Raw genomic sequence first — 20,365 nt, forward strand, 5'->3', positions numbered from 1 at the left:
ATGCGGCCGCTGCACAAAACACATTCGGGACCCAGGACGCCGACAGGCATGTCGAAGAAACCTCAAGGGGAGCGCACGTGCTCGAACTGACCATGGCCACCGTCTCCGGGACGGAAGAGGGCGCCACGGCCGGCATGCTCATGGCCGACTCGCCCAGCGACCCGGGCGCCGTGCTGCGGGTGGGCAGGGACAAGTCCGTGTGCCGTCTCGCCACCCCCGAGGACTGGCTGTTCGTCTCGCGCGTGCACCTGGAGTTCCTGTGCGGGCCCGACGGCGCCTGGCAGGTCTCGTGGCTGCGCGGCTCGCAGGACGAGCCGTCCTCCGAGGTGCGGCTGGTGATCGGGCAGTACACCCAGCCGCTCGTGTACGGCGGGACGCTGCCGCTGGCGGGCTCCGGCGAGATCATCGTGTACGACCGCACCGGGCCGCGCAGCGTCAACGTGGGCTTCTACCTCGAGGCCTGAGCGCCCTGAGCGGCCCGCGGGGGAGCCTGAGCGGCCGGACACAGCCGGAGGCGGGACACATCCGGAGGCGGGGCTACGCGAGGACGCGCGCCAGCGCGAAACCGTCGTAGCCCTTCGACCCCACGGTCTGGATCGCGGTGCCGCTCAGCCTCGGGTGGGCGCCGATCAGCTCGATCGCGGCGCGGGTGCCGAGCACGTCCTCCGCGTCGCTGTCCGCGTCCACCACCCGGCCGCCCCGCACGACGTTGTCGAGGACGATCAGACTGCCCCCGCTCGTGAGCTTCAGCGCCCACTCCAGGTAGGCGGCGTTGTTGGCCTTGTCGGCGTCGATGAAGACGAGGTCGAACGGGGGCGGGTTCTCGTCGGCCAGCAGCGGAAGCGACTCCAGGGCCGCGCCGACCCGCACCTCGACCGTCTTGTCGAGACCCGCGCGGGCGATGTTGCGGGTGGCGACCTCCGCGTGCCGGGGGTCGTACTCCAGCGAGACGAGACGACCGTCGGCCGGCAGCGCGCGGGCCAGCCAGATGGTGCTGTAACCGCCGAGCGTGCCGATCTCCAGGATCGACCGGGCCCCCTGGATCTCGGCGAGCAGCTGGAGCAGCTTGCCCTGGTTCGCCGTGACGCTGATCCGCGGCAGCCCGGCGGCGTCACTCTCCCGCAGAGCGGCGGCCGTGATCTCGTCGTCCGGGGCCAGGTGGTCGGTGAAGTAGGCGTCGACGGCGTCCCACGCCTGCGACTCGCTCATGTGCTCTGCCTCTCGTGTCCTGTCGATCTCATCGATCTCATCGATCTCATCGGCTCATCAGCCTCATCGGTCTGATGGGCCTCATCGGTTTCATCGGCTCTGTCGTGCCGGCGTGCCCGGCGTGCCCGGCGTCGCCCCTGCCGACCTCTCTCGTTAGGGATGCTAACTAGTCACGTCAACGACGCGCGTGGCGCACGAGTTCCTTCCCGTCCTACGGCACGGTCTCCATGGGCGGAATTCACCCGGTCGGCCCAGCGGGCGTGGCGGATCCGGAAGAGGAGAGGGCGGTCCCGGCGGCGCGGGAGGTGTCCAGGTCGTCGGCGACGGCGCGGGCGACGGCGGGGCGAATTCCGTTCGCGTGGTGGGGCAGATCCCGCCCTTCGGGCAAGGAGGCCCTCTCGGTGCGGACTATGGTCTTCCGGACAAATGGAGGGGCGGACGTGGCACGAACGGGGCGGAGGCCGACGAGGCGTGGCGAATGCGGAGCACAGCGGGCGGGTGGCGGAGACCTTCGGGGAGACGGCGGTCGACACGACGAGAGCGCGCCTGCTGGCGGCCCGCTTCGGCCTCTGGCTCGTGGCGGCGGCCCTCGCCGTCCGACAGATGGCCGTCGTCCTCGGCACCCCGCGCGCGGCACGGCTGACGGCCCTGGGCACCTGGACCGGGCCCGACGGCGTCCTGCACGTCAACGGTTCGCTCTACGAGTCGACCCGGTTCACCGGCACCCCCTTCACCGGGCTGCTCCTCAAACCCCTCACCCGGGCGGCCGAACAGGCCCTCGGCTGGGCCTGGACCTTCGGCACCCTGTCACTGGTGGCCGTCCTGGCCGTGGTCATGGCCCGCGCCCTGCCGCAACCGGTCGGCAGACGGACGTCGCTGCTGGCGGCACCCGTCGCGAGCAGCCTGCTGATGCTCTCGCTGCCGGTGCGCAACACACTCTGGCTCGGCCAGACCAGCATCATCCCCGTCCTCCTCGTGCTCCTCGGCTGCTTCGTCGTGCGGGAGCGGCGGGCCGCCGGTGTGCTGATCGGGGTGGCCGCCGCCCTTCAGCCCACGGTGCTCCTCTTCACCGCGCTGCTGTGGTTCACCGGCCGCCGCCGGACGGCGGCGGCCGCCGCCGCGACCTTCGTCGGCGCCACGGCGCTGGCCTGGGCGGCGATGCCGCACGACTCGTACATCTACTGGGTGCAGCACCTGGCGGGCGCCGGGCTCGGCGGTGAGGCCGACGCTCTCGCCAACCAGTCCCTGCACGGCGCCCTGCTCCGCCTGGGCCTCTCCGGCCCGCTGGAGACCGGCCTGTTCCTGTCGCTGGGTGCGGCCGTCGCCGCCCTCGGCGTCAACCGGGCCGTCCGTCACGCCCGGGACGGCCAACTGCTGCTCGCGGTCGCCCTGACCGGCTGCGCGGCGATCGCCGTCTCGCCCACGACCTGGCAGCACCAGCTGCTGTGGGTCCTGCCGACGGTCGTCGGCAGGGTCGGCAAGCGCGCGTCCGACCGCTACGTCTGGCCGGTGACGGTCATCCTGGTGACGACCCTCCCCGCCACGATGCTGCTGCCGAACGTGGCGTTCCTCCACCCGCTGCGCGACAACGCGCTGCTGCTCCTCGCCATCGCCGCGGCGACCGCCGTGCCGTTCCTGCCGCGGACGTCCCCCCACCACCGGACGCCGGTCCCGCCGCCGCGCGCCGAGCCCGCCCCCGCGCGCTGGAGGCACGTCCCGCTGCTGCCGTTCCTCAAGCGCGTGCCGGCCCGCCCGAACCTGCTGCTGGAGCTGCTGCTGCTGCGCGTGACGTACGCGGCGTACCAGGAGGTGCGGCTGGCGGCGACGGGCGGCACCAACTCCGGCGGACGGGCCCGGGCTGAGGCGCACGGCCATGAAGTCCTCGGCCTCGAGCGCCTCCTGCACATCGACGTCGAGCGCACCGTCAACCACTGGGTGGCCGGAATCACCCGGCTGAGGAACTTCTTCGACTTCTACTACAGCTCCCTCCACTTCGTGGTCCCGCTGACCATCCTCGGCGTCCTGTTCTGGCGCCGCCCGGCCGACTACCGCTGGGCCCGCTCGTCCCTGGGCTTCGCGACCCTGCTCGCGCTGGTCGGCTTCTGGCTCTACCCGCTGGCCCCGCCGCGCCTGCTGCCGGGCCTGGGCGTCATCGACACGGTCCACGGCGTCCAGGACTTCTCCAGGCCGGACTACGGCACGCTCACCTCGCTGACCAACCAGTACGCGGCGATGCCGTCGCTGCACTTCGGCTGGTCCCTGTGGTGCGGCCTGGTCATCGCGATCGTCGCGCGCAGCCGGTGGACGAAGTCCCTGGGCCTGCTGCACCCCCTCTTCACGCTCTCGGCCATCGTGGCCACGGGCAACCACTGGGTCCTGGACGCGGCCGGCGGCGCGGCGGTGGTCTGCGCGGGCTTCGGGCTGTCGTACGTCCTGATGGGCCCGAGAGCGCGGTCCACCACGCAGGCGAAGGTGACGCCGACGCGGATGCGGACGACCCGGACCCCGACGCCGAAGCCGACGGCCACCGCGACCACGGCGGAGCAGCGGTCGCCCGTAAGAGGCCGACACCCCGAACCTCCATCCCAGCTCGACGAGTTGATCGACGAGCCGGTCCGCTCGCAGAGAGAATGACGGGAAGGGGATCCCAGGACGGAAGACCAAGGCGGAGGGGCGAGGGGCGCCAGGCTCAACCCCGCACTGGTCCTTCTCGCATTCCTTGCCGCGGGTTCCCTGATCACCGGCGTGACCTGACTGGTCCTCGTTCTCGCGGTGACGCTCGCCAGGTACCGCGAGCGTCACCGCGCCCGCTCAGAGGACCGTCCGGCTCCGCTGAACCGAGCCGTCCACGGGGCGCGCGACCACCAGGCCCCGCAGCCGGCGTTCGGCCGGACGCTCGACGCGGTGGTAGGCGATGGCGGCGAGAGCCTGGCTGACGACCAGCACGCCCGCCCAGAACGCGAACGTCGCGCTCCCGGGCGCGGGTTTGCCCCACGCGAACACGGCCACCCGGATCACGATCTCGTGCAGGAGGTACCAGGCGAACGACCAGTGCCCCAGCCGGATCATCCAGGCCCCGCCCAGCCCGGTCCGCCGCCCGTCGAGGTCGGCACGGGCGGCGGCGCAGATCAGGGCGGCGAAGAGCGGCGCGGAGAGCAACTGGGAGGCGGAGTAGGGGCTGTACCAGACGGCGTCCGGGACCGCGTTCGACCAGGGGATCAGTACGAGATGCCAGGCGACGACCAGCCCCGCGGCCGCGGGCAGCGACACGGGAGGCCGCCACCCGCGCCTGAGCGCCAGCCCGGCCGCCACGCCCAGCACGAACTGGAGCAACCGGGTCGCCGGCAGATAGTCCAGCGCCCAGGTACGGGTGGTGGGCGACACCCCGGCGAGGGCGGGCCACAGCAGCAGCGCCGCGCAGCTGACGCCGACCGCCGTCCAGGCCCACACCCTGCCCCGCCGTCCCGCCAGCGCGGCCAGCAGCACGGGGAAGGTCAGGTAGAACCAGGCCTCGTCACTGAGCGACCAGGCGGCGGGATTCCCCCCGGTGAAGATGACGGGCTGCGGGAACCACGCGTGCACGAGCAGCAGGGTCGCCGCGACCGCCCTGACCGACACGGCCCGGTCCATGAGCGCCCACCACACCCCGACGGACACCCCGACACTGACGGCGAGCATCGGCCAGATCCGCGCGAACCGCCGCCACAGGAACACCCGCGCGGACACGCCCGCGCCGTCGTAGGTCCAGGCGAGCACGACGCCCGACAACACGAAGAAGAACGTGACCCCGCTCCGCCCGTACCAGACGGCGTCACTGACCCACGGCACGGTCCCCACCTGCCGGGACAGGTGATACAGCACGACAAGCAGCGCCGCCCAGAATCGCAACCCGGTGAGCGAGGGCAGGCGGTCACGGCGGGGGGCGGGTATGGGGGGCAAGGCGGACCCTTCGTGGTCAGGGCATTCGGGACAGCGTACGGGGCACGCGGCACTGCCGCGTGCCCCGCACGGGTCAGGCGAGGGTCAGTTGTAGGGAGTGACGAGCTTCATGGGCTCGTAGGGATAGGTGCTGGTGGGAGCGGTCCAGCCCGCGACGCCGCCCTTGAAGGCCGCGTCCGCGCCGGACCAGTTCCAGGTCCAGGTCTGGATGCTGGTGTCCTGCTTGCGCAGGGCTGCCAGGTCGTCGTATCCGTCGCCGTTGAAGTCGCCGGTGGCGAGCTGGGTCGCCTTGATGTCCCAGCTCTTCTTGCCGTCCAGGGTGACCTTGGCGGAGCCGAACTGGTCCTTGAGGGACTCGGCGAACATGGTGGAGACACGGTCGCTGCCGTCGTCGTAGTCGTACCAGATCATGATGTCGTCGCGTCCGTCGCCGTTGAAGTCACCAGCGGGTCTGTGTAGCGAACGGTGGAACTCGGTCGGTTTTGTTCAGCGGCGTACGGCGGTGAGCCGGCCGTCGAAGGTGATGTCGAAAGCCTGGAGTGCTGCCTTCCAGCGCATGGTCCAGCGTTTGCGTCCGGTCCCGGTCGGGTCCAGGCTCATGACGGCCAAGTAGACGCACTTGAGGGCGGCCTGGTCGGTGGGGAAGTGCCCCCGGGCCCGGACGGCCTTGCGGATCCGCGCGTTGATGCTCTCGATTGCGTTGGTGGTGCAGATGATCTTGCGGATCTCCACGTCGAACTGGAGGAAGGGCACGAACTCCGCCCAGGCCGCTTCCCAGAGCCGGACGACCGCCGGATACTTCCCGCCCCAGGCGTCGGTGAACTCCACGAACCGCTCCAGCGCGGCCTCCTCGGTCGGCGCGGTGCAGACGGGCCTGAGCGCCTTCGCGATCTTCTCCCAGTCCTGCCGGGCCGCGTAACGGAAGCTGTTCCGCAGCAGGTGAACGACGCAGGTCTGGACGATCGTCGCAGGCCAGACGGTATTCACGGCGTCCGGGAGGCCGGTCAGGCCGTCACAGACCAGCATCAGGACATCGGCCGCGCCGCGGTTCTTGATCTCGGTCAGGACCTGGAGCCAGTACTTTGCGCCCCCCCGCCGTCGCCGATCCACAGGCCCAGGATGTCCCGGTGTCCCTCGGCGGTGACCGCCACCGCCATGTAGACGGGCCGGTTGGCGACCTGCCCGTCCCTGACCTTTACGTTCACACAGTCGATGAAGACGACCGGGTAGACGCTGTCCAGCGGGCGGTTCTGCCATTCCGTCATGCCGGCCATCACACTGTCGGTGATCGTGGAGATCGTGGACTTGGAGATTTCCGTGCCATACACCTCGGCGAGATGCGCGGAGATCTCCCCATGCGTCAGCCCTTTCGCCGACAGCGACAGGACCATCTCATCCACCCCGCCCAGACGCCGCTGCCGCTTCTTGACCAGCTGGGGCTCGAAGGACCCGGCCCGGTCCCGCGGCACCGCGATCTCGACCGGCCCCGACTCGGTGATCACGGTCTTGGACCGGTGCCCGTTGCGGTAGTTGTCCCGACCGCCCTCGGCCCGCTCGCCAGGCTGGTGCCCCAGATGATCAGTGAGCTCGCCCTCCAGGGCGGACTCCAGCACCCGCTTGGTCAGCTGCTGCAGCAGGCCGCCCTCCCCGGTGAGTTTCACGCCACCGGCCTGGGCCCGGTCAACCAACTCGGCGACCAGCCCGTCATCCACGGCGCTCGTCCCACTCACAGGGGCTTGCAGGGCCTCGGTGTCACTCGTCACGTCAGTCATCAACTGTCGCTTCCAGCTCGGGAGTTACACCACTCACCGTACAGACCCGGCCCCGAAGAAGAAGAGCTCCGGCGGTGGTGGTGGGAGCAGCGGCGGCGGCAGTGGTGGTGGAGGAGGAGGCAGCGGGGGTGGCGGCGGAGGTGGCTGTTCGTGGTACACCGGCTGCGGGTTGAGCAAGGCTTGGGGCGACACAAAGAGTTGGGTTTCAGAGCACAAGGTCGTTATCGCCCAAGTGGCTACCGAAGTTGTGGTCGGCGGGTTGTGTGTCGGCACGGCGGTGGGGGCAGGTTTCGCAACCGGGGGTGTCGGCTTCGCTGCCGCGGCGGGCTGTGGGGCTGTCGCCGGGGCCGCGAGTTCCGCAGTGGGGAACATGCTGTCGGACGACGCTGATCACAGCATCTCGGGACAGCTCAGTGATATGGGGGAGGGGGCAATCTGGGGTGCTGCTTCAGGTGCGGTGGGATACGGCCTCGGAAAAGTCGGCGCGAAAATACTGGCTAAATGCCACAGCTTCCTTCCGGGGACAGGAGTACTCCTAGCCGATGGTACGAGGAAGGCCATTGAGGACGTAGAAGTCGGCGACGTAGTAATCACGACCGACCCAGAAACTGGCGAAACGACGGAGAAGCCGGTTGTTGAGACGATTACCACGGAGGACGACAAGGACTTCACCGAAATCTCGATCGCCGTGGACGGTGCGTACTCAAGCATCGTGGCCACGGACCCCCACCCGTTCTGGGTGCCCGAACTGAAGAAGTGGGTGCAGGCTAGCGACCTCCAACTCGGCCAGACGCTCCGTACGAGTGCCGGCACCCGCGTCCAGATCACCGCGCTCAGTCACTATACGAAGCACCAGCGCACCCACGACCTCACCATCGAGGACATCCACGCGTACTATGTGCTGGCGGGGGCCACGCCGGTACTCGTTCACAACTGTGGTGAGGCCGCTGATGACTTGCTCGACTTTGCAGACGAGGCGCTGAATATGAGCCCGGAATCGCGACCCAATGTTGCGACGAAGATTACTTCTGCGGATGGAGAGCATGTCCGTTTCGCCTATGCGATGGATACGCGTAGCGGTACAATGCCTCCGCAGACAGCGAGGGCAGTAGCCAACTCTGGACACCATGGCGGATGTGGGGAAGTTGGGTGTGTCATCCAGTTTGAGAATGCTGAAATCCCGCTGGAAGGGTCGACATTCCAGTCCGTCATGATCGGTGGTGGCGGTAGAGGAAATTCGTTCCCAATTGAGAATCATGGCGAGCTGATCGCACCATGCCTTGCCTGTCAGCGGTTCTTGCCTCTAATCGGTGGACGTGGGTGAGTCTCATGCCCATCTCTCCAGAGTTGCGCGCCGCACTTCAAAGATTGAGAGAAGTGCGATCCGAAAGACCTCCGGGTGAGCGTGAAACTGAATCTTTTGCCGCGTGGCGGGAAAGGATTGCAGACGCTTTGGATTTACTGGCTGGCGTTCTCATCTATCATGAAGATCGCCAGAGGGCTGCCGCCGAAGCGGCCGCTGTCCGCGCCGAAGCAGAAAGAATCCGTGCTGAACTGAATCAACTGGGCTGATGGATAGAGCTCTGCTCTGATCCGTCTGTTTCTGCAAGTGCAAGGCGGAATGTCCTTGGATATATCAGAAGCCTCACCGCGAGAAATTCCGGTGGGGCTTCTGTGTCGTTTGACGGCAACACTGACGGCAAAGTCAGCGGATGACGGCTGCTGCTGGTGGGTTGTCAGGGTCGTCGTCCTGGCCGCCGAGAGCGTGGCTCAGGGCATCGATGGCGTCCCGCTGGAGTCGGAGTCGGACGTGGGCGTGGCCGAGGAGTTCCTTGATTACGACGAGTTCGACGCCCTGTTCCAGGAGCAGGGTGGCGGTCGAGTGGCGGAGGTCGTGGAAGCGGATGCGGCGAATATCAGCCTTGCGGAGGAGCGTGGTGAAGGTGTGGGTGAGAGTAGTTGGGTCGATTGGTCCGCCTTGCGCGGTGGTGAGTACGTGCCTGCTGTGCTGCCACGTGGTGCCTACGGCCTCACGCTCGCGCTGCTGCTGCTCGTCGTGACGCTTCAGCGACTGGAGACAGCGGGTGGGGAGGGCGATGCGGCGTTCGGAGGCCCGGGTCTTGGTGGGCAACGTGGTGAGCCCGCCTGTGCTGGTGCGCTGCAAGGTTCGGCGGATCGCGGCGGTGCCCGCGTCGAGGTCGAGGTCTTCCCAGCGGAGGCCGAGGAGTTCGCCCTTGCGGAGTCCGGTGTGGAGGGCGAGTTCAAACAGCGCGTGCAGCCGGTGTTCGCGGGTGGCCGCGAGGAACAGGCGGGCTTGGGCTTCGTCGGCGGTGAGGGGTTCAAAACGTCGGGGCCGTGGGGTGCCGGTGTGGACGTTGCGGGCGACGTTGCGTGAGCGGAGCAGGTCGTAGACGGCCGAGCGGCCGAGCTGGATGCGGGTACTCCCGCCCCGGCCCCGCGCCGCCAGAGTGGGCGATGCACCAGCCCGGCCGTGCGCTGCCTCTCCCGCTCGGGCCTGATCCTGCCGAAAGAAGCCGATCCTGCACCGCCTCGGCAGGTTGCCGCGGGTTTGCGGGCGGCGCCGTGGCATCAGGGCGAAGGGGGGAGTATTGGGGGTGCGACGCTGGAGTGGCTGCGATCGGGGCGACGGCACACGACCTGAGCTACGAAGTCGCGCTCTCGCACCCCGTGCCATATATCATCGGCGATATGGACAGCGGGCGGTACTCGATCGAGCTCGAGCCGGAGGTGCGGCTGTGGCTGGAGAACCTTCCCGCCCATCACTACAAGCAGGCCGAACGCGTCGCCGACCTGCTCGCCGAGCAGCCCACCACGCTCGACGAACCGCACTCCCGCCACCTGGGCGGCAAGCTCCGCGAGCTGCGCTTCCGCCTGGGCGATGCCCATCAGCGGATCACCTACTGGCTGGCGCCCGGCCGACGTGTCGTGCTGCTCACCGTGTTCCGCAAGACCAAGATGCGCGAGCAGGCCGAAGTGGACCGCGCCCACGCCGCACAGCGATTGTGCGAGGCAGAGCATGAAGCCGCCGCTGAGCACGACCTCTACAGCCGCAACCTCAAGGAGAACCGATGAACCACAGCGAATGGAGGACCCGTCGCCACCGCCAGCTGCTGGGCGAACACCTGGACGCCGACCCCGAGTACGACCGGGTCTACGAAGAGGCCGGCCTCGCCATGACGTTGGGCAAGGCCGTCTACGACCGGCGTAAGCAGCTGGGTCTGAGCGAGGCAGATCTCGCCGAGCGCATGCACGTCGACGTCGATGACATCGAAGGCATCGAGACGGCCACCGAGCTGCCGCCCATCGCGGTCATCATGCGCCTGGCCCGCGCACTGGACCTCACGGTGGACGTGCACCTCGCCGGCGGAGACGAGCCCACCGTCACCATCGTCGCCCCAGCGGCCTGAGGCGGGGAGGAACCATGCAGGACCCGCCTTCCGCGCTCGCCCGTGAGCTCGGGCAACTCGTCCACGACCGGCGCATCGAGCTCGGGCTGTCCCAGGCCGAGCTGGCCGAGCGGTGCGGGATGAAGCAGCCGCAGATCTCCCGCTTCGAAGGCGGCGGGACCGTGCCCACGCTTCCCCTCCTGCGCCGCCTGGCTCAGGCTCTCGGCGCCGATCTGTCCATCAGCCTCACCCCGCACGACAAAGCCGCTTGACACGCATTCGGAATTCCTGGAATTCCCCAGGCGGTGTAGACCACTGAAGCGTGGGGACGGGGGAGGCGTAGATCGAGGGGAAGTATCCGTTCACGCTATGAGGGTGACCTCATGCAACTACTCTGGGCTACAGGTCGAATGCAAAGAGTGGCCGTGTGTGAGAGAGGTGCCCTGCGTGACCCATGTGAACATCCTTGACCCCGGAGCCTCCCCGCTCGACTACTACGGGTTCGAGCTGCGGCGCATGCGGGAGGCCGCCGGGCTCACGCAGCGGCAGTTCGGGGACATCCTCAATTACACCGGCTCGCTGGTGGGACAGGTCGAGACCGCCCGCAAGGTGCCCACCGTCGAGTTCAGTGAGAGGGTCGATGCCGCCCTGGGGACCGGCGGGCTGTTCTCGCGGCTCGTCGTACTGGTGCTGCGCAGTCAACTTCCGTCCTGGTTCAGGGAGGTTGCCGAGCTGGAGGCGCGGGCCGTCGAGATCTGCACCTTTCAGACCCACCTGGTGCATGGCCTGCTTCAGACCCCCGCTTACGCGCGTGCCGTGCTCGGCGTGCTCGATCGGAACAACCTCGACGACCGCACCGCCGTCCGGCTCGCTCGCCAGCGCATCTTCGAGAAGGGTGAGCCGCCCGTCTTCTGGCTGGTGCTGAGTGAAGCGGCGCTGTGGCAGGAGATCGGCGGGCGGGTCGTCATGCGTGAACAACTCGCTCACCTGTTGTCGTTCGAGGGCAATCCTCGGATCAACATCCAGGTGCTGCCGTTCTCCGCCGGGGCGCACCCGGGGACGCAAGGCTCGTTCAACCTCTACCGCTTCGCCAGCGACCCGGCCATCGTCTATACCGAGGGGTACGGCATCGGGTATCCGAGCGCGAATCCGGACACCGTCAAGGACTGTTCACTCCGTTACGATCATCTCCGGGCTGCCGCTCTCTCCCTCAAGGATTCGGCAGAGCTGATCCGGCGAGTGATGGAGGAACGCTATGGGGAACAACGTGACTCTGACGGGGATCCGGTGGCGTAAGTCCAGCTACAGCGGTGACCAGGGCGGTGATTGTGTTGAGATCGCTGAGACCCTCACCGCCACCGTAGCCGTCCGCGACTCCAAGACCCCGGCGGGCCCGATCCTCAGGATCGAGCCCGCCGCGTTCTCCCGGTTCCTGGACTGGACTACAGCCGCTGAATGATCGTCCCCGTCGCCAGTGCGCCGCCCGCGCACATGGTGATCAGGGCGAACTCCTTGTCGGTGCGCTCCAGTTCGTGCAGGGCCGTGGTGATCAGGCGGGCCCCCGTCGCGCCGACCGGGTGGCCGAGGGCGATCGCGCCGCCGTTGACGTTGACCTTGGACAGGTCCGTCTCGAAGACCTTCGCCCAGCTCAGCACCACCGACGCGAACGCCTCGTTGATCTCGACGAGGTCGATGTCCTTCAGGGTCATGCCCGCCTTGCCCAGGACGGCCTTCGTCGCGTCGACGGGGCCGTCCAGGTGGAAGTGCGGGTCGGCTCCCACCAGGGCCTGGGCCACGATCCTCGCCCTCGGCCTCAGCTTCAGGGCCTTCGCCATCCGTTTCGACGCCCACATGATCGCCGCCGCGCCGTCGCTGATCTGCGAGGAGTTGCCGGCCGTGTGGATCGCCGTCGGCATCACGGGCTTGAGGCCCGACAGGGCTTCCAGGGACGTGTCGCGCAGGCCCTCGTCGTGGTCGACCAGGCGCCACATGCCCTGGCCCGCCGCCTGCTCGTCCTCCGTCGTGGGGACCTGGACCGCGAACGTCTCGCGCTTGAAGCGCTCTTCCGCCCAGGCCGTCGCCGCGCGTTCCTGGGACGTCAGGCCCAGTCCGTCCACGTCCTCGCGGCTCAGCCCCCGCTTGCGGGCGATGCGTTCCGCCGCCTCGAACTGGTTGGGGAGGTCGACGTTCCACTCGTCCGGGAACGGTTTGCCCGGGCCGTGCTTGGAGCCCGAGCCGAGGGGGACACGGCTCATCGCCTCGACGCCGCAGCTGATGCCGACGTCGATCACGCCTGCCGCGATCATGTTGGCCGTCATGTGCGAGGCCTGCTGCGAGGAGCCGCACTGGCAGTCGACCGTCGTCGCCGCCGTCTCGTAGGGGAGGCCCATCGTCAGCCAGGCCGTCCTGGCGGGGTTCATGGACTGTTCGCCGGCGTGGGTCACCGTGCCGCCGACGATCTGTTCGACCGCGTCGGCGGGGATGCCGGTGCGGCCGAGGAGTTCGCGGTAGGTCTCGCCCAGGAGGTAGGCGGGGTGCAGGTTGGCGAGCGCGCCGCCGCGCTTGCCGATGGGAGTGCGGACTGCTTCCACGATCACGGGTTCGGCGGCCATGGGTGCGGATCCCTTCGGAACTAGTACGTGTTCTAGTTCTTCGCTGTGTGCAGTCTGCTTACGTGACGTGCGTCACCGCAAGGGTCTTGCAGCCTCGAGGGTCCTGAACTACCTTCACGGCAATCTATTTCTGATGAACCGTCAGATCGCGTAGCCAGATGGCTGGAGCCGCCGATGCCCTGTCCAGCGCTTCCCGACGGGTTCGACTTCACCGACCCCGACCTGCTGCAACACCATGTGCCCCTGCCGGAGTTCGCCGCGTTGCGACAGGCCGAACCGGTCCGCTGGATCCCGCAGGCGGGCAATGCCGCCGGCTTCCAGGACGACGGATACTGGGCCGTGACCCGGCACGCGGACGTGCGATACGTGTCCACGCACCCCGAGATCTTCTCCTCCTACCTCAACACCGCGATCATCCGGTTCAACGAGCACATCGAACGCGCCTCGATCGACGCCCAGCGGTTCATCCTGCTCAACATGGACCCGCCCGAGCACACCCGCGTACGGCAGATCGTGCAGCGCGGGTTCACGCCCCGGGCCATCCGCGGGCTCGAGGAGCGGCTGCGGGCGCGGGCCACCGCCATCGTCGCGGCCGCCCGTGAGCAGGGCGGGGATTCCTTCGACTTCGTCACGTCCGTCGCCTCGGAGCTGCCGCTGCAGGCCATCGCCGAGCTGATCGGCGTACCCCAGGACGACCGCGCGAAGATCTTCGAGTGGTCCAACAAGATGATCGCGTACGACGACCCCGAGTACGCCATCACCGCCGAGGTGGGCCAGCAGTCGGCCGCCGAGGTGATCGCGTACGCGATGAACATGGCCGCGGAGCGCAAGCGGTGTCCCGCCCACGACATCGTCTCCACGCTCGTGGCCGCGGAGGACGAGGGCAACCTCAACTCCGACGAGTTCGGGTTCTTCGTGCTGATGCTCGCCGTCGCGGGGAACGAGACGACCCGCAACGCCACCACCCACGGGATGCACGCCTTCCTCACCCATCCCGAGCAGTGGGAGCTGTACAAACGTGAGCGGCCCGCCACGGCCGCCGAGGAGATCGTGCGCTGGGCCACGCCCGTCGTCGCCTTCCAGCGGACCGCCACCCAGGACACCGAGCTCGGCGGCAAGCTGATCAGGAAGGGGGACCGGGTCGGGATCTTCTACGCCTCCGCCAACCGTGACCCCGAGGTGTTCGACGCCCCGGACTCCTTCGACGTCACCCGCGATCCCAATCCGCACCTCGGGTTCGGCGGCGGCGGTCCGCACTTCTGCCTCGGCAAGTCCCTCGCGGTGCTGGAGATCAACCTCATCTTCAACGCCATCGCCGACGCCATGCCCGACCTGCGGCTGGTCGAGGACCCGCGCCGGCTGCGGTCCGCCTGGATCAACGGGGTGAAGGAGCTGAGAGTCAGCGAGGAATGAGTACGAAGGGCGTGGTGTGCCCGTGCTCGACCTGAATCGCTGAAGCGGGTCGGGGTGAAAGGTGCGGCGGCCCCGGAGGACGTGGGCCGCCGCCTCCTTCGCGCGTTCCGTCACTCCCGGCCGGACGCCGTCAGTGCCAGCACCGCCACGATCACCGCCCCGACCAGCAGCGGCACGGCGATGCCGTGGTGGAGCACCAGCCAGGCGCCGAGTGCCGCGCCGACGACCATGGCGATCACGGACGCCGTACGCCGTGGGGAGTGGGTGCCTGGGCCGCCGCCCGCCCGGGAGTCGGAGGCCAGGCCGGTGAGGGTCATCGTCAGGACCGTGGTGGTGAGGTCGGCCACGCCGAGTTTGCGTACGGTCGCGTTGCGCAGGCCCATCGCGAAGGCGGTCAGGGCGATGACCGAGTAGACGGTGACGGGGGCGTCGTCCGGGGCGGCGAAGGCCACGGCGGCCGAGACGCCCACCAGCGCGGCCTCCACCGCCAGGGTCATCCTCGTCCACCTGCGGCGTGAGCCGGTTCCGACACGGCGGGCGACCCGACCGCCCACCGCCGCGCCCACCAGGAAGCAGCCCAGCGAGGTCGCCGTGTGCGGGACCGAGAAGCCCGGGGCGCCGGCCGCCGCGAAGCCCAGCACGACGACGTTGCCGGTCATGTTGGCGGTGAAGACGTGGCCGAGGCCCAGGTAGCTGATCGCGTCGATGAGGCCGCTGACCACCGTCAGCGCGAGCAGGACGGGGACCAGCGGGACGCCCCGCGATTCGGCGTCCTTGGTGGGCTCTGCGTCCTGCGTGGGCTCGGTCGTCACCGGGTCAGTGGATCACGCGAAGGTGAGAGACGCCGGGGACGGTAAGTCTCGGGAGGCGCAGGCGTTGGGGTGGAGACGCCGAAGGCGACGGCCCCGGGGATCGGGGGCCGCCGCCTTCGACGGTACGGGGGCGCTTGTCCAGCGCGGTGGGGTGGCTCAGTACCAGCCGTTCGCCTGCCAGAAGTTCCAGGCGGCGACCGGGCTGCCGTAGCGGGAGTTCATGTAGTCCAGACCCCACTTGATCTGGGTCCTGGCGTTGCTCTTCCAGTCGGAGCCGGCCGAGGCCATCTTGGAGCCGGGCAGGGCCTGGACGAGGCCGTAGGCGCCGGAGGAGGCGTTGGTGGCGCTGACGTTCCAGCCGCTCTCGTGCTTCACGATGTTGGAGAAGGCCTGGTACTGAGCCGCGTTCGGGATCATCTTGTGCGCGATCGCCTGGGCCTGGGAGGCGGAGGGGGCCGTCGCGGCGTGGGCGGGGGCGGCGGACAGCGCCATGCCCGCGGTGGCGGCGGCCACGGCGATGCCGGTGAGGGCCTTCTTCGGGGAAGCGATGCGACGGATGACGGAGACGGACACGGAGAACCTTTTCCTTCGGGGACGTGGTGGTCGCCTGCATGCCGGAGTCACGCGGTGCGTGGGCCGCACCGCGTGAGGTGCGGTGGGTGGCTGCATGCCGTGGGCCGAGGCCGTGAGGCTCGTCGGCGCCCTGCGACGTCATCCAGAGAAGCAGGATCCGGGGCTGTCCGCAAAGACCCCTTTTGCTAGTTGTGGCCGTACTCCGGGTGAAGGTCGCCGGTGTGACCTGGCTCTCAACGTGCAGGTCAGAGTGCGTAATGGCATGGGCATGGCGTCCTATTTGCCCGACTAGGGCAAGTAGTAGGTGATGTGGGTCATGTGGGGTGGTTCACCGGTCAACGGCCTTCGGGGCCGCTCTCGAAGGCTCTCCGGGGGGCTCGAATGTGACCGCGGTCTCGAAGGCCGCCCTTCGGGTGGCTCTGCGTAGCGCCTTGAGCACGGCCGGACCGAGGGTGAGCGTGAGCAGCACCGTCACCAGTGCCCGCCCCAGGTCCCAGCCGAGCGACGTCGCCACGCAGTAAGCGGCGAACCGGGCCAGGTTCGCCGGGACCGTCCCGTCCGGGTCGAAGGCCACCCCCGACGCCAGCGCGCCCATGAACGGCCAGCCCGCCATGTTCATCGCCGTGCCGTACGCGAAGGCGGCGAGGAAGCCGTAACCCGCCAGCAGCACCAGCTCCGCCCGGCCGCGCAGCCGCTCCGGTCCCGGCAGCAGGCCCGCCCCCGTCGTGAACCAGCCCATCGCCAGCATCTGGAACGGCATCCACGGCCCCACCCCGCCCGTGAGCAGGGCGGACGCGAACATCGTGACCGAGCCGAGGACGAAGCCGAAACCCGGGCCCAGGACCCGGCCGCTCAGCACCATCAGGAAGAACATGGGCTCGATGCCCGCCGTCCCCGCGCCGACCGGGCGCAGCGCCGCGCCCGTCGCCGCCAGCACGCCGAGCATCGCCACCGCCTTCGCGCCCAGCCCGGACTCCGAGATCGTCGCCGCCACGACCGCGACCAGCAGCACCAGCAGGCCCGCGAACAACCAGGGCGCGTCCTGCGCGTGCGCGGTCAGGGCGGAGCCCGGCGGGGCCAGGAAGGGCCAGCCGAACGCGATCACGCCCACTGCGCTGACCAGCGTCAACGCGACCAGGGAGCGCGGGCCCAGCCGCACGGGGCGGGGGCTCCGCCGGGGTGTCGTCATCGCAGCGCCCGCCTCACCTGCGCGACCGTGAGCCACTCCTGCGGTGCGAGGATCTTGGTCACCTGCGGGGCGAAGGACGGGGACGAGACCACCACCTCCGCCGTGGGACCGTCGGCGATCACCTCGCCCTCCGCGAGCAGCACCACCCGGTGGGCCAGTTCCGCGGCCAGTTCCACGTCGTGTGTGGCCAGCACGATCGCGTGACCGGCCGCGGCCAGCCCGCGCAGGACGGCGACCAGGCGGGCCTTCGCCGCGTAGTCCAGGCCGCGGGTGGGCTCGTCGAGCAGCAGGAGCGGCGGCCGGGCGGCGAGGACGACCGCCAGCGCGAGCGTGAGCCGCTGGCCCTCGGACAGATCGCGGGGGTGGGTGTCGTCCGCGATGCCGGGGAGGAGCTCCGAGACCAGGGCGCGGCAGGCACCGGGCGTGGCCCGCGCGTCCCGGTCGGCGGCCGCGCACTCGGCGGCGACCGTGTCGGCGTAGAGCAGGTCGCGCGGCTCCTGCGGGACCAGGCCCACGCGGCGGACCAGGTCGCGGGGGGAGGTGCGGTGCGGGACCGCGCCGCCGACGCGCACCGTCCCGGCGGACGGCACGACCAGGCCGACGAACGCGTTGAGCAGCGTCGACTTCCCGGCGCCGTTGCGGCCCATGAGGGCGATGGTCTCGCCGGGCGCGACGGTGAGGCTGACGTCACGCAGTGCCTGGACGCCGCCTCGGCGAACGCCGAGCGACCGGGCCTCGGCGGGCGATGCGGAGGAGGCCGCTGAGGAAGCAGAGGGGGCAGAGGGGGAAGAGGGGGAGGAGGCCACCGCGGCCAGGCGTTCTCGCAGGTCGGCGGCCCGTCGGCGGGCGTCGCGGACCGTCAGCGGCAGCGGGGACCAGCCCGCCAGCCGGCCCAGGTCCACCACCGGCGGGAACACCGGGGAGACGGCCATGACGTCCGCCGGCGCGCCGAGGAGCGGGGCCGCCCCGGCGGCGGGCAGCAGGGCGACCTGGTCGGCGTACTGCAGGACGCGTTCGAGACGGTGCTCGGCCAGCAGCACCGTCGTGCCGAGGTCGTGGACGAGCCGCAGGAGGACGGCGAGGACCTCCTCGGCGGCCGCCGGGTCGAGCGCGGACGTCGGCTCGTCCAGGACGAGCACCCGGGGATGCGGCGTGAGGACCGAGCCGATCGCGACCCGCTGCTGCTGGCCGCCCGAGAGGGTGGCCAGGGGGCGGTCGCGCAGGCCGGCCAGGCCGAGCAGGTCGAGGGTCTCCTCGACGCGGCGGCGCATCACCGCCGGCGGCAGGCCCAACGACTCCATGCCGTAGGCGAGTTCGTCCTCGACCGTGTCCGTCACGAAGTGCGAGAGGGGGTCCTGGCCCACCGTCCCCACGACGTCGGCCAGTTCACGCGGCTTGTGGGTGCGGGTGTCACGGCCGGCGACCGTGACGCGGCCGCGCAGGACGCCGCCGGTGAAGTGCGGGACGAGACCGCTCACCGCGCCGAGCAACGTCGACTTGCCCACCCCCGACGGGCCCGCCAGCAGGACGAGTTCACCCTCGGGGACGGTGAAGTCGACGTCCCTGAGGGTGGGTTCGGCTACGCCGTCGTACGTCACCGAGACGTTCTCGAAGCGGATCACGACGGCTCCTTGTGCACGAACGCGGGCAGCAGGGCGACGAGTACGGCCGCCGCGGGCCACAGCGGGAGGGCGGGCGCGGTCAGCGGGACCACCCCGGGGTTCAGGGCCGCCGGGTCGGCGGTCGCGGCCATGATGAGCAGGGCCGCGACCGCGACGCCGGAGGCGGCGGTCAGACAGGCCCGCGGGGTCCAGCGGTCCGGGCGGTAGCGGGTGCGCGCGGAGCGGCGGCCGCCCAGCCGCAGCCCGGCCAGGGCCGCGACCGCCCCGGCGAGCAGCACCGGCAGGCCGTACGTGCCGCCGGCCGCGGTGAGCAGGCCGTACGTTCCCGCGCAGACCCCGAGCAGGCCGCCCAGCGTGAGGACGGCGGTCGTGCGGCGGACGGGAGCGGGCACGTCGGCGGTGCGGCCGTAGCCGCGCGCGTCCATCGCGGCGGCCAGGGCGACGGAACGCTCCAACGCGCCCTCCAGCACCGGCAGGCCCACCTGGAGCAGGCCGCGCAGCCCCCGGTCCGGACGGCCCCGCAGACGTCGGGCGGCGCGCAGCCGGTGGACGTCCGCGATGAGGTTCGGGGCGAAGGTGAGCGCCACGACCACCGCCACCCCGGTCTCGTACAGGGCGCCCGGGAGAGCCTTCAGCAGGCGCGACGGGGAGGCCAGCGCGTTCGCGGCGCCGACGCAGACGAGGAGCGTGGCCAGCCGCAGACCGTCGTAGAGCGCGAAGAGCAGGCCCTCCGCCGTGACCGCGCCGCCCAGCCGGATGCCCTGCGCCCAGTGCGGCAGCGGGACTTCGGGCAACGTGACCAGCACATGCGTGCCGGGGATCGGCGAGCCGAGCACGACCACGAAGACGAGACGGACGACGAGGACGGCGAGGGCCAGCTTGAGGAACGCGGAGTAGGAACGGGACCAGGGGGTGTCGGGGCGGCACACGGTGACGACGTACGCGGAGACGGTGAGCAGCAGGCCGAGCAGGAGCGGGTTGGTGGTGCGGGTGGCGGCGGCGCCGAGTCCGAGGGCCCACAACCACCAGGCGCCGGGGTGCAGTTGCGGCTGGGAGCGGCGGTCAGCCATTCCGGCGCCGCCGCGCCTGCCACACCGCGGCCGCGCCCAGCACGGCCACCGCCCCCGCCCCCGCGAACAGGCCCACCGACGGGCCCCCGCCCTTCCCGCCGCCGGGTCCGGCCCCGTTGCCGTCGCTGTCGGCCTTCCGGCTGCCGTCGCCGCCTCCGGTCTCCTCGGCCGCCGTCGGCTGCCCGGCGCGCCTCCCGTCCGTCGACACCTGCTCGCCGCACCCCGCCCCCGGATAGCCGGCGATCGCGCACAGCAGGGCGTTGGCGTCGTAGCGCAGCGGCCCCGCGACCGCGGCGAGCGCCTCGGCCGTCGTCGCGTCGGAGGGAACCCGGGCGCACGCGGTGCGCGGGGAAGGCGACGGCGGGGCCTCGCCGCCCGGGGCGTCCGCCGCCGTGCCGAAGTCGATGACCAGGGCCACCCGCTTCGTGCCGTCCCGCGCGGGCGTCCTGGCGCAGATCGCCGCGAAGGAGGCGGCGCCGCGAGGCCGCGTCGCGTCCTGCGAGTCGGCGCTCACCGCGAACCGGAACCCCTGGACGTCGCCGTCGGCGGGGCGGGCGGTGGAAGGGCCCTGGGTGGCGTAGGTCCAGTGGTCGCCGGTGCGGTCCCAGAAGGACCAGTAGCGATAGCCGGCGGCCTGGGCCGGGCCCGCCGCGCCGGTCGCCACCACCGCCGATGCGGCGAGGACGACCGCGGCAAGCATCCGGAGACGGCCCCGTGGGCGGGCACCTGTGCGGGCACGTATACGGC

At 70.3% G+C, this 20,365-nt stretch carries 19 protein-coding genes and 3 pseudogenes; 10 read left to right on the forward strand and 12 right to left on the reverse strand.

The genetic code is table 11. The annotated features are described in order from the left end of the window. Positions 1 to 77 precede the first annotated feature (77 nt). Positions 78 to 464, forward strand: a complete 387-nt coding sequence (locus tag IE239_RS15580; protein WP_190149901.1) for a hypothetical protein — start codon at positions 78 to 80, stop codon at positions 462 to 464. 73 nt (positions 465 to 537) lie between these two features. Here IE239_RS15580 and IE239_RS15585 read toward each other — a convergent pair whose 3' ends face one another. Then, the gene (locus IE239_RS15585; protein ID WP_190149902.1) at positions 538 to 1,209 is read right to left on the reverse strand and encodes an O-methyltransferase; all 672 of its coding nucleotides are present in this window, start codon (positions 1,207 to 1,209) and stop codon (positions 538 to 540) included. 471 nt (positions 1,210 to 1,680) lie between these two features. On the opposite strand from IE239_RS15585, the gene IE239_RS15590 reads away from it, so the two are divergent. Next, positions 1,681 to 3,843 carry a bifunctional glycosyltransferase 87/phosphatase PAP2 family protein gene (locus IE239_RS15590; protein WP_190149903.1) on the forward strand — a complete coding sequence of 721 codons (2,163 nt, stop codon included), beginning with the start codon at positions 1,681 to 1,683 and terminating at the stop codon, positions 3,841 to 3,843. Between the two features lie 177 nt (positions 3,844 to 4,020). Here IE239_RS15590 and IE239_RS15595 read toward each other — a convergent pair whose 3' ends face one another. The 3 genes and pseudogenes from IE239_RS15595 to IE239_RS15605 form a co-directional block, all read right to left on the reverse strand. Beyond that, complete coding sequence (locus IE239_RS15595) at positions 4,021 to 5,148, reverse strand: acyltransferase family protein (protein ID WP_190149904.1); 1,128 nt, start codon at positions 5,146 to 5,148, stop codon at positions 4,021 to 4,023. 84 nt (positions 5,149 to 5,232) lie between these two features. Further along, positions 5,233 to 5,559, reverse strand: a complete 327-nt coding sequence (locus tag IE239_RS15600) for an FG-GAP repeat protein (protein ID WP_190149905.1) — start codon at positions 5,557 to 5,559, stop codon at positions 5,233 to 5,235. Positions 5,560 to 5,634: 75 nt separating this feature from the next. After that, positions 5,635 to 6,920 (reverse strand): annotated as a pseudogene (locus IE239_RS15605) (IS256 family transposase). A 370-nt stretch (positions 6,921 to 7,290) separates the two neighbouring features. Between IE239_RS15605 and IE239_RS15615 the strand changes: the two are divergent. Together IE239_RS15615 and IE239_RS15620 are read left to right on the forward strand one after the other, a co-directional pair. Next, positions 7,291 to 8,244 carry a polymorphic toxin-type HINT domain-containing protein gene (locus tag IE239_RS15615; RefSeq protein WP_190149906.1) on the forward strand — a complete coding sequence of 318 codons (954 nt, stop codon included), beginning with the start codon at positions 7,291 to 7,293 and terminating at the stop codon, positions 8,242 to 8,244. 75 nt (positions 8,245 to 8,319) lie between these two features. After that, positions 8,320 to 8,478, forward strand: a complete 159-nt coding sequence (locus tag IE239_RS15620; RefSeq protein ID WP_190149907.1) for a hypothetical protein — start codon at positions 8,320 to 8,322, stop codon at positions 8,476 to 8,478. A gap of 147 nt (positions 8,479 to 8,625) precedes the next feature. Here IE239_RS15620 and IE239_RS15625 read toward each other — a convergent pair. Beyond that, positions 8,626 to 9,312 (reverse strand): annotated as a pseudogene (locus IE239_RS15625) (site-specific integrase); the annotation flags it as partial. Positions 9,313 to 9,629: 317 nt separating this feature from the next. On the opposite strand from IE239_RS15625, the gene IE239_RS15630 reads away from it, so the two are divergent. From IE239_RS15630 to IE239_RS15650, 5 genes and pseudogenes are all read left to right on the forward strand, one after another. Then, the gene (locus IE239_RS15630; RefSeq protein WP_190149908.1) at positions 9,630 to 10,013 is read left to right on the forward strand and encodes a type II toxin-antitoxin system RelE/ParE family toxin; all 384 of its coding nucleotides are present in this window, start codon (positions 9,630 to 9,632) and stop codon (positions 10,011 to 10,013) included. After that, on the forward strand, positions 10,010 to 10,348 hold the full coding sequence (locus IE239_RS15635) for a helix-turn-helix domain-containing protein (protein ID WP_103815984.1): 339 nt from the start codon (positions 10,010 to 10,012) through the stop codon (positions 10,346 to 10,348). Before IE239_RS15630 ends, IE239_RS15635 begins: the two co-directional genes overlap by 4 nt. Before the next feature lie 35 nt (positions 10,349 to 10,383). Then, a pseudogene (locus tag IE239_RS15640) lies at positions 10,384 to 10,599 on the forward strand (helix-turn-helix domain-containing protein); the annotation flags it as partial. A 175-nt stretch (positions 10,600 to 10,774) separates the two neighbouring features. Next, complete coding sequence (locus IE239_RS15645) at positions 10,775 to 11,623, forward strand: helix-turn-helix domain-containing protein (RefSeq protein ID WP_190149910.1); 849 nt, start codon at positions 10,775 to 10,777, stop codon at positions 11,621 to 11,623. Further along, on the forward strand, positions 11,583 to 11,786 hold the full coding sequence (locus tag IE239_RS15650) for a DUF397 domain-containing protein (protein ID WP_190149911.1): 204 nt from the start codon (positions 11,583 to 11,585) through the stop codon (positions 11,784 to 11,786). The genes IE239_RS15645 and IE239_RS15650 overlap by 41 nt, the downstream gene beginning before the upstream one ends. Here the strand turns inward: IE239_RS15650 and IE239_RS15655 are convergent. Then, complete coding sequence (locus tag IE239_RS15655; RefSeq protein ID WP_190149912.1) at positions 11,770 to 12,939, reverse strand: steroid 3-ketoacyl-CoA thiolase; 1,170 nt, start codon at positions 12,937 to 12,939, stop codon at positions 11,770 to 11,772. The genes IE239_RS15650 and IE239_RS15655 overlap by 17 nt on opposite strands. Positions 12,940 to 13,113: 174 nt before the next feature. Between IE239_RS15655 and IE239_RS15660 the strand changes: the two genes are divergently transcribed. Then, a complete protein-coding gene (locus tag IE239_RS15660) occupies positions 13,114 to 14,352 on the forward strand; it encodes a cytochrome P450 (RefSeq protein WP_190149913.1) in 1,239 nt (412 codons plus the stop codon). 110 nt (positions 14,353 to 14,462) lie between these two features. Here the strand turns inward: IE239_RS15660 and IE239_RS15665 are convergent, their stop codons facing one another. The 6 genes from IE239_RS15665 to IE239_RS15690 form a co-directional block, all read right to left on the reverse strand. Further along, positions 14,463 to 15,164: a YoaK family protein gene (locus tag IE239_RS15665; protein ID WP_190149914.1), complete on the reverse strand. Its 702-nt coding sequence runs from the start codon at positions 15,162 to 15,164 to the stop codon at positions 14,463 to 14,465. Positions 15,165 to 15,320: 156 nt separating this feature from the next. After that, complete coding sequence (locus IE239_RS15670; protein ID WP_190149915.1) at positions 15,321 to 15,737, reverse strand: aggregation-promoting factor C-terminal-like domain-containing protein; 417 nt, start codon at positions 15,735 to 15,737, stop codon at positions 15,321 to 15,323. A gap of 328 nt (positions 15,738 to 16,065) precedes the next feature. Next, positions 16,066 to 16,926, reverse strand: coding sequence for an ECF transporter S component (locus tag IE239_RS15675; protein WP_190149916.1), 861 nt, complete (start codon positions 16,924 to 16,926; stop codon positions 16,066 to 16,068). Further along, positions 16,923 to 18,548 carry an ABC transporter ATP-binding protein gene (locus tag IE239_RS15680; protein ID WP_190149917.1) on the reverse strand — a complete coding sequence of 542 codons (1,626 nt, stop codon included), beginning with the start codon at positions 18,546 to 18,548 and terminating at the stop codon, positions 16,923 to 16,925. The genes IE239_RS15675 and IE239_RS15680 overlap by 4 nt, the downstream gene beginning before the upstream one ends. Beyond that, on the reverse strand, positions 18,545 to 19,618 hold the full coding sequence (locus IE239_RS15685; protein WP_190149918.1) for an energy-coupling factor transporter transmembrane component T: 1,074 nt from the start codon (positions 19,616 to 19,618) through the stop codon (positions 18,545 to 18,547). The genes IE239_RS15680 and IE239_RS15685 overlap by 4 nt, the downstream gene beginning before the upstream one ends. Then, the gene (locus IE239_RS15690) at positions 19,611 to 20,318 is read right to left on the reverse strand and encodes an SCO2322 family protein (protein ID WP_190149919.1); all 708 of its coding nucleotides are present in this window, start codon (positions 20,316 to 20,318) and stop codon (positions 19,611 to 19,613) included. The genes IE239_RS15685 and IE239_RS15690 overlap by 8 nt, the downstream gene beginning before the upstream one ends. Between the last annotated feature and the right edge of the window lie 47 nt (positions 20,319 to 20,365).

The sequence above is a fragment of the Streptomyces humidus genome, from assembly GCF_014649655.1.
Lineage (GTDB): Bacteria > Actinomycetota > Actinomycetes > Streptomycetales > Streptomycetaceae > Streptomyces > Streptomyces humidus.

What these genes read in the sequence shown, in the direction of transcription:
- IE239_RS15585 (WP_190149902.1), bottom strand. Translation starts at nt 1,209, where the DNA reads ATGAGCGAGTCGCAGGCGTGGGACGCCGTCGACGCCTACTTCACCGAC.
- IE239_RS15600 (WP_190149905.1), bottom strand. Translation starts at nt 5,559, where the DNA reads ATGATCTGGTACGACTACGACGACGGCAGCGACCGTGTCTCCACCATG.
- IE239_RS15615 (WP_190149906.1), top strand. Translation starts at nt 7,291, where the DNA reads ATGCTGTCGGACGACGCTGATCACAGCATCTCGGGACAGCTCAGTGAT.
- IE239_RS15630 (WP_190149908.1), top strand. Translation starts at nt 9,630, where the DNA reads ATGGACAGCGGGCGGTACTCGATCGAGCTCGAGCCGGAGGTGCGGCTG.
- IE239_RS15635 (WP_103815984.1), top strand. Translation starts at nt 10,010, where the DNA reads ATGAACCACAGCGAATGGAGGACCCGTCGCCACCGCCAGCTGCTGGGC.
- IE239_RS15650 (WP_190149911.1), top strand. Translation starts at nt 11,583, where the DNA reads ATGGGGAACAACGTGACTCTGACGGGGATCCGGTGGCGTAAGTCCAGC.
- IE239_RS15655 (WP_190149912.1), bottom strand. Translation starts at nt 12,939, where the DNA reads ATGGCCGCCGAACCCGTGATCGTGGAAGCAGTCCGCACTCCCATCGGC.
- IE239_RS15660 (WP_190149913.1), top strand. Translation starts at nt 13,114, where the DNA reads ATGCCCTGTCCAGCGCTTCCCGACGGGTTCGACTTCACCGACCCCGAC.
- IE239_RS15675 (WP_190149916.1), bottom strand. Translation starts at nt 16,926, where the DNA reads ATGACGACACCCCGGCGGAGCCCCCGCCCCGTGCGGCTGGGCCCGCGC.
- IE239_RS15685 (WP_190149918.1), bottom strand. Translation starts at nt 19,618, where the DNA reads ATGGCTGACCGCCGCTCCCAGCCGCAACTGCACCCCGGCGCCTGGTGG.
- IE239_RS15690 (WP_190149919.1), bottom strand. Translation starts at nt 20,318, where the DNA reads ATGCTTGCCGCGGTCGTCCTCGCCGCATCGGCGGTGGTGGCGACCGGC.